Annotated in this window: 13 protein-coding genes; 7 read left to right on the top strand and 6 right to left on the bottom strand. The window is 64.4% G+C overall.

Annotated features, from left to right (window positions below):
• Positions 1-72: 72 nt before the first annotated feature.
• From ileS to dut, 6 genes are all read left to right on the top strand, one after another.
• Positions 73-2,910, top strand: coding sequence for an isoleucine--tRNA ligase (gene ileS / locus LV28_RS29510; protein ID WP_038618525.1), 2,838 nt, complete (start codon positions 73-75; stop codon positions 2,908-2,910).
• Positions 2,910-3,476 (top strand): signal peptidase II, encoded by a 567-nt coding sequence (gene lspA / locus LV28_RS29505; RefSeq protein WP_024788587.1) that lies wholly within the window; start codon positions 2,910-2,912, stop codon positions 3,474-3,476. Before ileS ends, lspA begins: the two co-directional genes overlap by 1 nt.
• Before the next feature lie 128 nt (positions 3,477-3,604).
• Entirely contained in the window at positions 3,605-4,816 is a 1,212-nt protein-coding gene (gene coaBC / locus LV28_RS29500; protein ID WP_023594581.1) for a bifunctional phosphopantothenoylcysteine decarboxylase/phosphopantothenate--cysteine ligase CoaBC, read from the top strand.
• A gap of 139 nt (positions 4,817-4,955) precedes the next feature.
• On the top strand, positions 4,956-6,176 hold the full coding sequence (locus LV28_RS29495) for an MFS transporter (protein ID WP_023594580.1): 1,221 nt from the start codon (positions 4,956-4,958) through the stop codon (positions 6,174-6,176).
• Positions 6,177-6,230: 54 nt separating this feature from the next.
• A complete protein-coding gene (locus LV28_RS29490; RefSeq protein ID WP_024788588.1) occupies positions 6,231-7,265 on the top strand; it encodes an LLM class flavin-dependent oxidoreductase in 1,035 nt (344 codons plus the stop codon).
• Between the two features lie 159 nt (positions 7,266-7,424).
• Positions 7,425-7,871: a dUTP diphosphatase gene (gene dut / locus LV28_RS29485; RefSeq protein ID WP_023594578.1), complete on the top strand. Its 447-nt coding sequence runs from the start codon at positions 7,425-7,427 to the stop codon at positions 7,869-7,871.
• Positions 7,872-7,958: 87 nt separating this feature from the next.
• Here dut and clpA read toward each other — a convergent pair whose 3' ends face one another.
• Together clpA and clpS are read right to left on the bottom strand one after the other, a co-directional pair.
• Positions 7,959-10,256 carry an ATP-dependent Clp protease ATP-binding subunit ClpA gene (gene clpA, locus LV28_RS29480; protein WP_023594577.1) on the bottom strand — a complete coding sequence of 766 codons (2,298 nt, stop codon included), beginning with the start codon at positions 10,254-10,256 and terminating at the stop codon, positions 7,959-7,961.
• The gene (gene clpS / locus LV28_RS29475; protein WP_010807118.1) at positions 10,253-10,567 is read right to left on the bottom strand and encodes an ATP-dependent Clp protease adapter ClpS; all 315 of its coding nucleotides are present in this window, start codon (positions 10,565-10,567) and stop codon (positions 10,253-10,255) included. The genes clpA and clpS overlap by 4 nt, the downstream gene beginning before the upstream one ends.
• A gap of 442 nt (positions 10,568-11,009) precedes the next feature.
• On the opposite strand from clpS, the gene cspD reads away from it, so the two are divergent.
• Entirely contained in the window at positions 11,010-11,216 is a 207-nt protein-coding gene (gene cspD, locus LV28_RS29470) for a cold shock domain-containing protein CspD (protein WP_023594576.1), read from the top strand.
• A gap of 615 nt (positions 11,217-11,831) precedes the next feature.
• Here the strand turns inward: cspD and LV28_RS29465 are convergent.
• From LV28_RS29465 to LV28_RS29450, 4 genes are all read right to left on the bottom strand, one after another.
• The gene (locus LV28_RS29465; protein WP_025250376.1) at positions 11,832-12,146 is read right to left on the bottom strand and encodes a non-heme iron oxygenase ferredoxin subunit; all 315 of its coding nucleotides are present in this window, start codon (positions 12,144-12,146) and stop codon (positions 11,832-11,834) included.
• 13 nt (positions 12,147-12,159) lie between these two features.
• The gene (locus LV28_RS29460) at positions 12,160-12,633 is read right to left on the bottom strand and encodes an aromatic-ring-hydroxylating dioxygenase subunit beta (protein ID WP_023594574.1); all 474 of its coding nucleotides are present in this window, start codon (positions 12,631-12,633) and stop codon (positions 12,160-12,162) included.
• Between the two features lie 11 nt (positions 12,634-12,644).
• Positions 12,645-13,931 carry an aromatic ring-hydroxylating dioxygenase subunit alpha gene (locus LV28_RS29455; protein ID WP_257125738.1) on the bottom strand — a complete coding sequence of 429 codons (1,287 nt, stop codon included), beginning with the start codon at positions 13,929-13,931 and terminating at the stop codon, positions 12,645-12,647.
• A gap of 128 nt (positions 13,932-14,059) precedes the next feature.
• Positions 14,060-15,088: a 2Fe-2S iron-sulfur cluster-binding protein gene (locus LV28_RS29450; protein ID WP_038618531.1), complete on the bottom strand. Its 1,029-nt coding sequence runs from the start codon at positions 15,086-15,088 to the stop codon at positions 14,060-14,062.
• Positions 15,089-15,119 lie beyond the last annotated feature (31 nt).

Genomic DNA, 15,119 nt, shown 5'->3' with positions numbered 1-15,119 from the left:
CGCTGGGGCCGAACGCAACGTCATCGGCGCGAGCGCCGCACACCCGACATCCAAAATTCGTAGCGAAGCACCATGAGCGATAAGAAAGCCCCGAGCAAGTACCCCGTCAATCTGCTGGACACGCCGTTCCCGATGCGCGGCGACCTGCCCAGGCGCGAGCCGCTGTGGGTCAAGCAGTGGCAGGAAAAGAAGATCTACGACAAGATCCGCCGCGCCAGCAAAGGCCGTCCGAAATTCATCCTGCACGACGGCCCGCCGTATGCCAATGGCGACATCCACATCGGCCATGCGGTCAACAAGATCCTCAAGGACATGATCGTCAAGGCGCGCAGCCTCGCGGGCTTCGACGCGGCCTACGTGCCGGGCTGGGACTGCCACGGCATGCCCATCGAGATCCAGATCGAAAAGCAGTTCGGCAAGCACCTGCCCGTGCGTGAAGTGCAGGAAAAGGCGCGTGCCTACGCGGCGGTGCAGATCGAGCGCCAGAAGGCGGACTTCGAGCGCCTGGGCGTGCTCGGCGACTGGGAAAATCCGTACAAGACCATGAACTTCTCGAACGAGGCGGACGAACTGCGTGCCCTCGCGAAGATCATGGAAAACGGCTACGTCTATCGTGGCCTCAAGCCGGTGAACTGGTGCTTCGACTGCGGCTCCGCGCTGGCCGAGGCCGAAGTGGAATACAAGGACAAGACCGACCTGTCGATCGACGTGGGCTTCCCGTTCGCCGAGCCGGAAAAGGTCGCCAAGGCCTTCGGTCTGCCCAAGCTGCCGCGCAACGACGGCTTCATCGTGATCTGGACGACCACCCCGTGGACGATCCCGTCGAATCAGGCCCTGAATGTCAATCCCGAGATCGAGTACGCGCTCGTGTCGACCGAACGCGGCCTGCTGATCCTGGCCACGGAGCGCGTCGAGGAGAGCCTCAAGACCTATGGCCTGCACGGCGAGGTCCTCGCCCACGCGAAGGGTGAAGCGCTCTCGCTGATCCGTTTCCGCCACCCGCTCGCCACGGCGGACGCCGGCTACGACCGCACCTCGCCGATCTACCTCGGCGACTACGTGACGACCGACACGGGCACGGGCGTGGTGCACTCGGCGCCCGCCTACGGTGTGGAAGACTTCATGTCGTGCAAGGCACACGGCATGCCGGACTCGGAAATCCGCATGCCGGTGCTCGGCGACGGACGCTATCAGGACAGCCTGCCGTTGTTCGGCGGCCTGTCGATCTGGGACGCCAATGCGCAGATCGTCGAGGCGCTGCGCGAGGCGGGTACGCTGTTCCACTCGTTCAAGTACACGCACAGCTACATGCACTGCTGGCGCCACAAGTCGCCGATCATCTATCGCGCCACCAACCAGTGGTTCGCGGGCATGGACGTGAAGCCGGTCGACGGTGCGCCGGGCGACGGCAAGACGCTGCGCGAGATCGCCCTGGCCGGCATCGAGGCCACGGAATTTTTCCCGTCGTGGGGCAAGCAGCGCCTGCACAACATGATCGCGCACCGCCCGGACTGGACGCTCTCGCGCCAGCGCCAATGGGGCGTGCCGATGGCATTCTTCGTGCACAAGGAAACCGGTGCCTTGCACCCGCGCACGCCGGAACTGCTCGAAGCCGTGGCCAAGCGCGTGGAGACCGAAGGCATCGAAGCGTGGCAGACGCTCGATCCGGTCGAACTGCTCGGCGACGACGCCAAGGATTACGTGAAGAACCGTGACACGCTCGACGTGTGGTTCGACTCGGGTACCACGCACTGGCATGTGCTGCGCGGCTCGCACGCGCACGAGCTCGGCTTTCCCGCCGACCTGTATCTGGAAGGCTCAGACCAGCATCGTGGCTGGTTCCACTCGTCGCTGCTCACCGCGTCGATGATGGACGGCCGTCCGCCCTACAAGGCGCTGCTCACGCACGGCTTCACCGTCGACGGCCAGGGCCGCAAGATGTCGAAGTCGATCGGCAACACCATCGTGCCGCAGGAAGTCGCCGGCAAGCTCGGCGCGGAAATCATCCGACTGTGGGTCGCGTCGACCGACTATTCGGGCGAACTGTCGATCTCCGACGAAATTCTCAAGCGCGTGGTCGAGAGCTATCGCCGTATCCGCAACACGCTGCGCTTCCTGCTCGCGAACCTGGCCGACTACGACCATGCGAAGCATGCGCTGCCGCCGGAGCAATGGCTCGAGATCGATCGCTACGCCGTGGCGCTGGCCCAGTCGCTACAGACCGAAGTCCTCGGGCACTACGACCGCTACGAGTTCCACCCGGTCGTGGCCAAGCTGCAGACGTTCTGCTCGGAAGACCTCGGCGGGTTCTACCTGGACATCCTGAAGGACCGTCTGTACACGAGCGCGCCGGACGCCATGGCACGCCGCGCCGCCCAGAACGCGCTCTATCACATCACGCACGGCCTGCTGAAACTCATGGCGCCGTTCCTGTCGTTCACGGCCGAAGAGGCGTGGCAAGTGTTCCAGCCGGGCAACGATACGATCTTCACGGAAACGTATTACGCCTATCCGGAAGTCGCGCAGGGCACGCGTTTGCTGGAGAAGTGGCACCTGTTGCGCACGGTGCGTGGCGACGTGACCAAGGCACTCGAGGAGGCGCGAGCGGCCGAGAAGATCGGCTCGTCGCTGCAGGCCGAAGTCGACGTGCGGGTCTCGGGCCGCAAGTACGACGTGCTGGCCAGCCTCGGCGACGATCTGCGCTTCGTGCTGATCACGTCGGCCGCGACCGTCACGCAGGTGGCCGCGGAAGCCGACGAAGGCGTGGTCGTCACGCCGTCGTCGCATCAGAAGTGCGAACGCTGCTGGCACTACCGCGAAGACGTGGGTGCCGACGCGGATCACCCGACCCTTTGCGGGCGTTGCGTGTCGAATCTCTTCGGCAGCGGCGAACACCGGAGCGCGGCATAATGGCAAGCAAAGCAGGCGCGCGTTCGGGCGCGCAACGACGAAGCGGCGGTAGCGGCAGCAATGGCAGCAGGGGGGGCGCGCGCGGTGGCGCCACGTTCGGCCTGGCGCCCTGGCTGGGGATCGCGGTCATTGCGATCCTGCTCGACCAGGTCACCAAGCTGACGATTCTGAAGACGTTCCAGTACGGCGAGTTCCACCCGCTGACGTCGTTCTTCAATCTGGTGCTGGTGTACAACAAGGGGGCGGCGTTCAGCTTCCTCGCCGCCGCGGGTGGGTGGCAACGCTGGTTCTTCACGCTGCTCGGCGTGGTGGCGGCAACGGTCATCGTCGTGCTGCTCAAGCGCCACAACGGCCAGAAGATGTTCTGCCTGTCGTTGTCGCTGATTCTCGGCGGTGCGCTGGGCAACGTGATCGACCGCGTGATCTATGGCCACGTGATCGACTTTCTGGACTTTCACGTCGGCGGCTGGCACTGGCCGGCGTTCAACGTGGCCGACTCGGCGATTTGCGTGGGCGCCGTGTTGCTGGTGATCGACGAGCTGCGGCGCGTGCGGCGCGGCAAGTAGGCCACATCGCAGGGTCCGCCGCGGCAGTTGCGGCGCGATCCGCGCGCACGGCGGCATGTGCGAGCGGACGACACACACCGTCGCGGCGCCCCGGAGGCGCCGCGCGGCACTTTGGAGGAAGCATTTCTATGGAACGCGGCGAACTGGCGGGCAAGACCATCGTTCTCGGCCTGACGGGCGGCATTGCCTGCTACAAGTCGGCCGAACTCACCCGGTTGCTCATCAAGGCAGGCGCCACGGTACAGGTCGTGATGACCGAAGCCGCCACGCAATTCATCACGCCGCTCACGATGCAGGCCCTCTCCGGGCGTCCCGTCTTCACGAGCCAGTGGGACAACCGCATCGACAACAACATGGCGCACATCGACCTCTCGCGCGAGGCCGACGCCATTCTGATCGCCCCCGCCTCCACCGACTTCCTCGCCAAGCTCGCACACGGCATGGCGGACGATCTGCTCAGCACGCTGTGTGTGGCGCGCGACTGTCCGCTGCTCGTGGCGCCGGCCATGAACCGCCAGATGTGGGCCAACCCGGCCACCCAGCGCAACGCGGCCACCCTGCGTGGCGACGGTATCGCGGTGCTCGGTCCGGACAGCGGCGACCAGGCGTGCGGCGAAATCGGCGACGGCCGCATGCTCGAACCGGAAGCGCTCTACGAAGCGCTCGCCGCCTTCTTCCAGCCCAAGCGCCTTGCCGGACGGCGCGTGCTGATCACCGCCGGGCCGACCTTCGAGCCGATCGATCCGGTGCGCGGGCTGACCAATCTGTCGAGCGGCAAGATGGGCTTCGCACTCGCGCGCGCCGCTGCGCAAGCGGGCGCCGACGTGCATCTCGTGGCCGGCCCGTGCGCGCTCGAGACGCCCTGCGGCGTGACGCGCACCAACGTCCAGACCGCCCGCCAGATGTTCGATGCGGTCATGGCCGACGTCTCGCACAACGACATCTTCATCGCGGTGGCCGCGGTCGCCGACTGGCGAGTGCGCGACGTCGCCCAGGACAAGATCAAGAAGACCGGCGAGGGGGACGTGCCAAGCCTCGAATTCGTGCAGAACCCCGACATCCTCGCGGCCGTGGCGCAACTGCCCAATGCGCCTTACTGCGTGGGATTCGCCGCCGAATCGGGCGACCTGGAAAAGCACGGCGCGGACAAGCGCCGCCGCAAGCAGGTGCCACTGCTCGTGGGCAACCTCGGCCCGGCCACGTTCGGCAAGGACGACAACGAAGTCATTCTCTTCGACGAAGCCGGGCAGAAGCGCCTGCCACGCGCCGACAAGGCGTCGCTCGCGCGCAGCCTGATCGTCGAGATCGCCGCCAGACTCCCGTCGCGCACCCCGGCCTGACGCGAGCCGATCGTCTGTCATCGTCGTTGTCCGGCAACGCTGGCAGACGCGTAGAAACCGGTGGCCCGAGGGCCGCCGCAATGTCCGCCCGACATTGGCCGATCGCGGCCTGCGGGCCATCGCACGACCCGAATCGAAAATGACGCAACCTCCTTCGTCCGCGCGTCCGAATGTCAGTGTCTACGGGACGCTGAGCATGCTCGCCGCGATCATGTTCTTCGGTTTCATGACGATCGGCATGCCACTGCCCGTGCTGCCGGTCTATGTGCACGAAACCCTTGGCTACGGCTCGTTCGTGGTCGGGGTGACGATCGGCATCCAGTCCGTCGTCACGCTGCTGCTGCGCTCGTACGCCGGGCGCACCGTCGACACGCGCGGTCCGCGCCGTGCCGTGCTCACCGGCCTGTGCGGATGCGCCGCCGCGGGCGTGCTCTATCTCGTCGCCTCCATCGCACCGAATTCCGCGCTCGCACTGGGTATCCTGATCGCCGGGCGCGTTGTACTGGGCTTCGGCGAAAGCCTGATCCTGACCGGCGGCATGTCGTGGGGCATTGGCCTGCTCGGCGCCGCACACGCCAGCAAGGCGATTTCGTGGCAGGGCGTGTCGATGTACACGGCGCTGGCCATCGGCGCCCCGTTCGGGGCATATCTGCTGCAGTCGGCAGGCTTCACCGTCGTCTCGCTCGTGAACATCGCACTGCCGGCCGTGGCCTTCGCGATCGCCTTGCGTCTTCCCGCGGCCGCGCCCGTGGGGGGCAACCGCCTGCCGTTCTTCCGCGTGGTCGGACGGGTCTGGCGTCCGGGCCTTGCCATGACGCTCGGCAGCATCGGCTACGCGGTCATCGCGGCATTCATCACGCTCTACTACGCCAGCCAGGGCTGGTCGGGCGCCGCATACGCGCTCACGCTGTACAGTGCCTGCTTCATCGGCATGCGGATTCTGCTCGCCCATGCGGTCGATCGCTTCGGCGGACGCCGCGTGGCCATGTGCTCACTGGTATTCAGCGCGATCGGTCAGTTCCTGCTTTGGGGCGCCGTGAGCCCGCACATGGCGCTCGCGGGCGCAGGATTGACAGGCGTGGGCTTCTCGCTGGTATTCCCCGCGCTGGGCGTGGAAGCCTTGCGCCAGGTACCGCCGCAAAACCGCGGCGCGGCGCTGGCCGCCTACTCGGCGTTCTTCGACCTGGCCCTCGGCCTGATCGGGCCGATGGCCGGCCTCGTCGCCAACTTTTTCGGTTATGCCTCGATATTCCTGTGCGGCGCACTGGGCGGTATCGTGGCGATTCTGATGATTGCGCGCCTGCCGCATGCAGGCCCCGGCACGGTACCGGTGGATTCGTCCGCCGGCAGCGGCCACTGACTCACAAGACGATGCGCCGGCGCCCTGCCCGCCGGCCCCTCGGAGCCCGAACGCATGACACAACCCGCCACTGCCCGCATCAAGCTGTCGATCCTCGACCAGACACCCGTCATCCACGGCCATGACGTGGCCGATGCCATTGCGGCGACCGTCGAACTGGCCCAGGCCGCCGACGACCTCGGCTACACGCGTTACTGGTGCGCGGAGCATCACGGCCTGCGCGGCGTGGCCAATCCCGCGCCCGAGGTCATGATCGCCCGGCTGGCGAGCGTGACGAAGCGGCTGCGCGTGGGCTCCGGCGGCGTGATGCTGCCTTACTACAGCCCGTTCAAGCTGGCGGAACAGTTCCTGATGCTCGAAGCGCTGTTTCCGAACCGCATCGACCTGGGCGTGGGACGCGCGCCGGGCGGCGACATGCGCACCGCGCGCGCCGTCGCGAAAGGCCCGTACGACGCCGGCGAGCACTTCCCGCAGCAGGTCGCGGAACTCGCGGCGCTGTTCGATGGCACGCTCGCCGACGACCATCCCTATCGCGGGGTATTGCTGCAACCGGCCGTGGCCACTCGGCCCGAGGTGTGGGTGCTGGGTTCCAGCGAATTCGGCGGACTGCTCGCCGCACAGCTCGGTCTGCGCTACTGCTTTGCGCACTTCATCAACGCGCATTACGGACACCGCGTCACGCAAGCCTATCGGGAACGCTTCACGCCGGGACGACTGGACAAGCCGTACTGCGCCGTTGCGCTTTTCGTCATCTGCGCCGACACCCAGGCCGAGGCCGAAGCACTCGAAGCCGGCGTGGATCTGCGACGCGTGCAAATGGCCTACGGCATGAACGAGCCGATCCCGAGTCTGGAACAGGGCGCTCAGGCCAGGGCGCAGTATCGCGAACGGGAATTGTCGGTGATCGCGCGCGAGAAACCGCGTAGTATCATCGGCACCCCGGAGCGGGTGACCGAGCGCGTCATGGAATTGCAGGAGCAGTTCGAAGCCGACGAAATCGTCGTGCTTACGGTGGCCGGCAGTTATCGCGCGCGCCTGCGCTCGCATGAACTGCTCGCACAGGCCTTCGCGTTGCGGGCGGACGACTGAACCGGTGCGCGTGCCCTCGCCACCACGGGCGCGCCCCGCCTCCACGTCCCGGCATAGTTTCCATGCGCCTTGCGCCCCCATGTGTTCGCACACAGGGTTGCCCGGCCCCGCTGTCCTCATTAACGTCGTCACGCCCTAACGTACTCACCTCCTAACACCATGAAACTCGACGTCAAGATCCTCGACGAACGCCTGCGCTCGCAGTTGCCCGCTTACGCCACGCCGGGCAGCGCCGGGCTTGACCTGCGTGCCTGCCTCGATGCGCCCATGACCATCGCCCCCGGACAAACCGTGCTCGTCCCCACCGGGATGGCGATCCATCTGGAAGACCCGGGCTACGCCGCGTTGATCCTGCCGCGCTCGGGCCTCGGCCACAAGCACGGCATCGTGCTGGGCAATCTGGTCGGGTTGATCGACTCGGACTACCAGGGCCAATTGATGGTGTCGACGTGGAACCGCGGCAACGAGCCGTTCGTCCTGAACCCTTTCGAGCGCCTGGCGCAGCTCGTGATCGTGCCGGTCGTGCAGGCCGAGTTCAATATCGTCGACGAGTTCCCCGAGAGCGATCGCGGTGCGGGCGGCTTCGGCAGCACCGGCAAGCACTGACGCACCGACGTCGAAAAAAAAGCGCCGCTTGAAGCGGCGCTTTTTCATGGGCGCAAGGCCCTGAAGTCGACTGACGGGTCCTGACGGTTACTCGACCTCGGCCGCTTCCGGCTCGGGACGCGTGTTACCGTCCTCCGGGAACGACAACTGCACCTGATCGTGCTCGTCCAGGTCGACGGTCACGCGCCCACCGCTGGTCAGGCGCCCGAAGAGCAGTTCGTCGGCCAGCGCACGACGAATCGTGTCCTGAATCAGACGCTGCATCGGACGTGCCCCCATGAGCGGATCGAAGCCCTTCTTCGCGAGATACGCGCGCAGCTTGTCGGTGAACACCACCTCGACCTTCTTCTCATGCAGCTGGTCTTCCAGCTGGATGAGGAACTTGTCGACGACGCGCAGGATGATCTGCTCGTCGAGCGGCTTGAAGCTGATGATCGCGTCCAGGCGGTTGCGGAACTCGGGCGTGAACATGCGCTTGATGTCGGCCATTTCATCGCCGGCCTGACGCTCGTTCGTGAAGCCGATGCTCGCGCGGTTGATCGTCTCGGCGCCCGCGTTCGTCGTCATGATGATGATGACGTTGCGGAAGTCCGCCTTCCGGCCGTTGTTGTCCGTCAGCGTGCCGTGATCCATCACCTGGAGCAGCACGTTGAAGATGTCCGGGTGCGCCTTCTCGATTTCGTCGAGCAACAGCACGCAGTGCGGCTTCTTCGTCACGGCCTCGGTCAGCAGGCCGCCCTGATCGAAGCCCACGTAGCCCGGCGGCGCGCCGATCAGACGGCTCACGGCGTGGCGCTCCATGTACTCCGACATGTCGAAGCGAATCAGCTCGATGCCCAGTGTGAACGCAAGCTGCTTGGCGACTTCGGTCTTGCCGACCCCGGTCGGTCCCGAGAAGAGGAACGCACCGATCGGCTTGTCCGTCTTGCCCAACCCGGCGCGCGACATCTTGATCGCCGCGGACAGCGCATCGATGGCCGGGTCCTGCCCGAACACCACGCTCTTCAGGTCGCGGTCGAGCGTCTGAAGCTTGCCGCGATCGTCCGCCGACACACTCTGCGGCGGGATGCGCGCGATTTTCGAGACGATTTCCTCGATCTCGCCCTTGCCGATCGTCTTCTTCTGCTTGGACTTCGGCAGGATGCGCTGCGCGGCACCGGCTTCATCGATCACATCGATGGCCTTGTCCGGCAGGTGACGGTCGGTAATGAACTTGGCTGACAGCTCCGCGGCGGCGGACAGCGCGCTCGACGAATACTTCACGCCATGGTGCTCTTCGAAGCGCGACTTCAGCCCGCGCAGGATCTGCACGGTTTGCTCGACCGTGGGCTCGTTCACATCGATCTTCTGGAAACGGCGCGACAGCGCGGCGTCCTTCTCGAAGATGCCGCGGTACTCGGTAAAGGTCGTGGCGCCGATGCACTTGAGCTGCCCCGACGACAACGCCGGCTTGAGCAGGTTGGACGCGTCGAGCGTGCCGCCCGACGCGGCGCCCGCGCCGATCAGCGTATGAATTTCGTCGATGAACAGAATCGCGTTGCTGCGCTCCTTGAGTTCCTTGAGCACCGCCTTCAGACGTTGCTCGAAGTCGCCGCGATACTTCGTACCTGCCAGCAGCGCCCCCATGTCCAGCGAGTAGACGGTGGCATCCTGCAGGATCTCGGGCACTTCGCCGCGCGTCACACGCCAGGCGAGCCCTTCGGCGATGGCGGTCTTGCCCACGCCGGCTTCGCCGACGAGCAGGGGGTTGTTCTTGCGACGGCGGCACAGCACCTGCACCACGCGCTCGACTTCCGATTCGCGTCCGATGAGCGGATCGATCTTGCCATCGCGCGCCATCTGGTTGAGGTTCTGCGTGTACTGCGCGAGCGGGCTTTCCTTGGCGTTGGCGCCCTCTTCGCCTTCGGCGCTGCCTTCACCGGCCTTGGCCGACTCGCCCGACGCGCCCGTCTTGGTGATGCCGTGCGAAATGAAATTGACGACGTCCAGCCGCGTCACGCCCTGCTGCTGCAGGTAGTAGACGGCGTGGGAGTCCTTCTCGCCGAAAATCGCGACCAGCACGTTCGCGCCCGTGACTTCCTTCTTGCCGTTGGAAGTGGACTGCACGTGCATGATGGCGCGCTGGATCACGCGCTGGAACCCAAGCGTGGGCTGCGTGTCGACCTCGTCGCTGCCAGGCACCGTCGGGGTATTGTCGGCGATGAAGTTGCGCAGGTTCTGCCGCAAATCATCGAGATTCGCGGCGCACGCGCGCAACACCTCGGCGGCGGTCGGGTTATCCAAGAGGGCGAGCAACAGGTGCTCGACCGTGATGAATTCGTGTCGTGCCTGGCGCGCTTCCATAAACGCCATGTGCAGGCTGACTTCCAATTCCTGGGCAATCATGCTTCCTCCATCACGCACTGCAGCGGGTGCCCGGACTGCCTTGCATGGCTAACGACTTGCTCAACTTTGGTCGCCGCGACGTCGCGCGTAAAGACCCCACAAACTCCCCTGCCCTCGCGATGAACCTTGAGCATGATCTGCGTGGCAGATTCCCGGTCCTTATTGAAATATTCCTGAATGACCATCACCACGAATTCCATCGGGGTGAAATCGTCGTTCAACAGTACCACCTTGTACATCGACGGCGGCTTGAGCTGTTGCTCCTGCCGCTCCTGTACGGTGTCGTCATGCGTTGTCGGTAAGGTTGCCATACGTGGATTCTAAACAACTCCCGGGCGCAGGAAGCAATCGGAGCTCCTATTGCCGCCTGCCGGCCGGTCGTCCACCGGAATGCCAACACTCGCCGTTGATCGCGTGCGTTGCCCAGCAAGGCGCCGCAGCCCCCGACCACCGGGGGTGCCACACCCATATGAGTCAGCTTAACCCAAATTTCAAGGGTGTGTCGCGGCACCCTTTATGCCCTGCCAGATATAAGGGTAAAACCTGATCGAACGCCACTTCTATCGTTCAAAAAGCGCTTGACACTATTGGCGGTTAGCGAAAACAATCATCGTGGCGCTTTTCCTCTATAAGCGTTTTAAAAGAAAAGATGCCTGGGTGAGCCTAAGAAGCCGCCGCCAGCCGGCGGGTTTTTCAGATGTGCTCGTTGTTGCGGTGATATGTAGTAGTCGTAATTGTTTAGGGGAAGTTTGTATGGCAACCGGTACGGTCAAATGGTTTAACGATGCCAAGGGTTTTGGTTTCATCACGCCTGACGAAGGTGGCGAGGACCTGTTCGCGCACTTCTCGGCGATCCAGATGAACGGCTTCAAGACCCTCAAGGAAGGTCAGAAGGTGCAGTTCGAGGTCGTTCAAGGCCCGAAGGGCAAGCAAGCTTCGAACATCCAGGCAGCTCCCTGAGCGCCACGGTTCGACGCATTGGAAACCCGGCTCCGGCCGGGTTTTTTATTGCGCCGCAGCAACGCATGCACCAGCTTGTCTCATTTTGGATCCATTTTCGATCTGCGGATTCGACGCAACTTTCCACTCACGACCCAAAGTCGTGCGAAATTTATCTGCGTTAAAACCTGTATAAAACTTGATTCATCGCAACATTCCTCCAATTATTAAATTACTCAACGGCGTTACCGGAATGCGGAAATCAATTACGCATTTACTTCAATAATGTAAGTAATCCTACGGAGCCGTTTCTTGCCCGCGCATCCCAATCTCGCCGATTTGGCTGTCGGGACGGGAATCGACCAATTCGCCAGCGTTGCGCGCCGGAACGGAACACGTATTCGACGATCACGAAAGCTCGCATCACGGCGCAAGGGTAATCCGCGGGATGAATCATTTGTTTCACGAAGCGCCATGTGATTCAACGCGTCCTCCCTTCGCGACGAGACGTGGGGCTTGCGCAACGCTGCGCCGCAATAGGCACCGGCCCCCCGTCGGGCGGCCCGTTCGAACGTCTCGCAAGGCAGGCAAAGGGCCGTGCCCCACGTCGTTTGCACCGCTCAGGGGCAAGCCGCCTCAGCCCAGGTCGACGTAAACCTTGTCGGCCTCGATTCGGATCGGATAGATTTTCACCGCCTCGGTTAGCGGCGCGCACAGGGCGGCACCGGTCCGCACGTCGAACTTGCCCTGATGCAGCGGGCACTCGATCTCGTGGCCGTCCAGAAATCCGTCGCAAAGCCGGGCGTTCCCGTGGGTGCAGACGTTGTCGGTCGCGAACACCTCGCCATCCACGCCATACAGGGCGATGTCCCGGCCGGCCACCACCACGCCGATCACGTCGTCCTCGGGAATCGCGTCGCGCGACGCCGCTTCCATCCAGTTTCCACTCATGTCGTTCCTCGCTTCAGATCGGGTAGATCAGCGAGTTGGGGATCATCTCGCTGTCGAAAATGCATTGGCGCGACGCGAACTTCCATCCCTCGCCGGTGCGCTTGATGACGTCCAGATACCGGCCGACCGACAGGATGTCGCTCAACTGATCCGGTTTGGTGCGAAATACGGCGTAGTTCGCCTCGACCTCGAGCGTATCGGCATCGCGCTCGCGAATCGACGGCAGGCCGATCACGTGCCGCTGGTAGTAGGGGTCGTGAAACAGCGTGTCGCGAATCCCGTAGATGCGATCGCGCAACATGCCCTTGCTTTCGAACGAGAGCGTGGCGAGCGGCAGCCCCATGTCGTAGTTCTCGCGCGGCTGGATGCGATACACGCAATCGTCGAGAAAGAATTCGGGCCAGGCGTCCCATTGTTGGGCGTCGAGCGCCGCCGCGTAGGCTGCGTTGAGCTCGACCACGGCCTGAAAGGTTGTGAAATCCACCATCGGTCGTCTCCTCAAACGTCCATCAAACGGCGCCAATAGGCGTACATGCCGCGAATCAGCGTCTCGGTCACCATGTGGTCCGTGTTCTCCACGCCGGTGCCGCCCAGCTCGGCGATGACGCGGTGCCACGGCTTCTGCGCGAAGCCCTCCTGCGAGCACTCGATCGCTTCGCCGTCGTCGGCCGAAACGAAGCCTGCCGGCCCAAACAGGTTCGCCTGGCGCAAACGGCGCTGGGTCATTTCCTCGGTGTCGTCCTCGAAGCCAAAGTGTGTCCAGACGAAGTCGAACGCATTGGGCCCGCGCGGCTGGATGTGGCGCGTCGACACCGAATTGACCTGTTGCTGGAGGATCACGCTGGGGAACAGTGTCATGAGCACGGCCGTCGGGCCCTTCCACCAGTCTTCCTGAACGATGTCGAGAAACCGCATGTCGTTGAGCGACATCGATTCCTTGAAACTCGACACGCCCGAGGTCACCTCTCCGCCACCGCCCTGACCGCGCGCGGAAATCATGGCCGCGTGGCGACCGTGCGCGTCCATCACGAGACGCGACTTGTTATCGGCGCGCCACAGGCCGAACGTGACGAACCAGGTATGCAGCAGCCCCGGGTGATACGGGTCCTTGATGTTCTCCTGCATGAGCTTCCAGTTGCCCGGGATGCGCTGCTTGTTATAGCCCAGCAGTTTGAGCTTGCGCCCGTCGAACAACCGGTCGAAATAGGCGCAGATCTCCGGCCCGAGGAAGTCTTCGAGCGATTCGACCTCGTGATCGAACGACGCGAAGATCACGCCACCGCGCGTGGCGACCTTCAGCTTGGTCAACCCATGCTCCTCGGGCTTGAAATCCTTCGGCATGCCGCCGTTGACCTTGCCGTCCTGCTTCACGCCCCGACGGAACGGCACGCCCTGAAGATTGCCCTTGAGGTCGTAGTTCCACTGGTGATACGGGCAATGGAAATCGGTGCGATTGCCGCGCTTTTCCCGACAGAACTTCATGCCGCGATGCGCACACACGTTCTCGACCACGTTGATGTCGCCCGTGGCGTCGCGCGTGACGATGACCGAGCGCTCGCCGATCACCGTGCGCTTGAAGTCGCCCGGCCCGGGCACCTCGGCCTCCAGCCCGACGTAGTTCCAGTGCTTGCGATAGAAGCACTGCTCGAGTTCCCGGCGATAGAGCTGCTCGTCCGTATAGACGCGAAACGGAATGCGGCTCGATCCCTCGCCAGGCCAGATGTCCGTTGCCGACTGGCTGTCGGACGGCGCCGGGTCGAACCCGGTCTGCGGTGTGGTACTCACGATTGTCTCCTTTGGGTATGCGAAATCCATCGATGCGGCGAAACCTCAGGCCGGCCGGCGCACGGGCGGAGGCGACAGCGCGGATGTGCACGTTCGCCGCCAGCGTGACCCGGACGCCCCATGCGTTCCTAGGCGGCCTTGGCGTAGAACGCGTCGGCGTAGATATGCGCGGCGTCGATACCGCGCTCGCGCAGCAATCGCGTGGCGGCCTCGACCATCGGCGGGGCGCCGCACAGGTAGGCGCGCCATCCGCCCAGCGCATCGGGCGAGACGAAATCGGCCGCGATCGCCTCCGTCACATGTCCGACACGGAATGCCTCGTCACGCGGCGCACCCGCGTCGGCCGCCGCCGTGGTCGTCACCACGTGCAGGCGAATGCCCGCGTGCCGCGACGCGAGCTCGCGCAGCCACGCAAGACCGTACACGTCGTCCGGCGAACGGGCACCGACGTAGATTTCGATGGGATTGGTCATGCCGCGAGCCACCGCGCCGCGCACGATGGAGAGCACCGGCGCGAGCCCCGTCCCGCCAGCCACGCAAAGCATCGGCCCCGCGTGGCGGGTACGCAGATACGACGTACCCAGCGGGCCGGATACGCGAACCGCATCTCCCACTTCGAGTTGCTCGGCGACGTAGCCGGTCACCGCGCCGCCCGGCACGCGGCGGATGTGAAACTCGAGCGTTTCGTCGGCGTCGAGTCCGGCCATCGAATACGGGCGGATATGCGCGGGCGTGAATTGCAGCGTGGCGTATTGCCCCGGCGAGAAGCTGAGCGGCTTCGCCGGCTTGAGGACCAGACGTTTGATATCGTGCGTGAGCGTTTCGATGGCGAGCACCGTCGCCTTGAGGATCTTCGCGGGATGCACGACGACTTCGTCGACTTCCGGCAACTCGATCTCGCAATCGCCATGCACCGTCGACTGGCAGGCCAGCACGTGGCGCTCGCCTTCGCCCTGGGAATGTTCGTCGTGGTGACGGTACTCGACCCCGTCGGCCTGGCGCACGTCGCCCGATAGGACCCGGCAACGGCATGTGCCGCATCGGCCGGACAGACAACTGTAGGAAATCGGGATCTGACGCTTGGTCAGCGTCTTGAGCAGGTTATCGCCAGGTGTGACCTCGAGGCGCTCGCCGAGCGGCTGCACGTGGACTTGCATGGGGGTTGTCTCCGTTCCGACGGTGCACTCG

Origin of the sequence: Pandoraea pnomenusa, assembly GCF_000767615.3 — a bacterium.
In the GTDB taxonomy this organism is placed as follows: Bacteria; Pseudomonadota; Gammaproteobacteria; order Burkholderiales; family Burkholderiaceae; genus Pandoraea; species Pandoraea pnomenusa.
The sequence above is the reverse complement of the archived record's forward strand: the minus strand, read 5'-3'. Positions and strand labels throughout refer to the sequence as shown.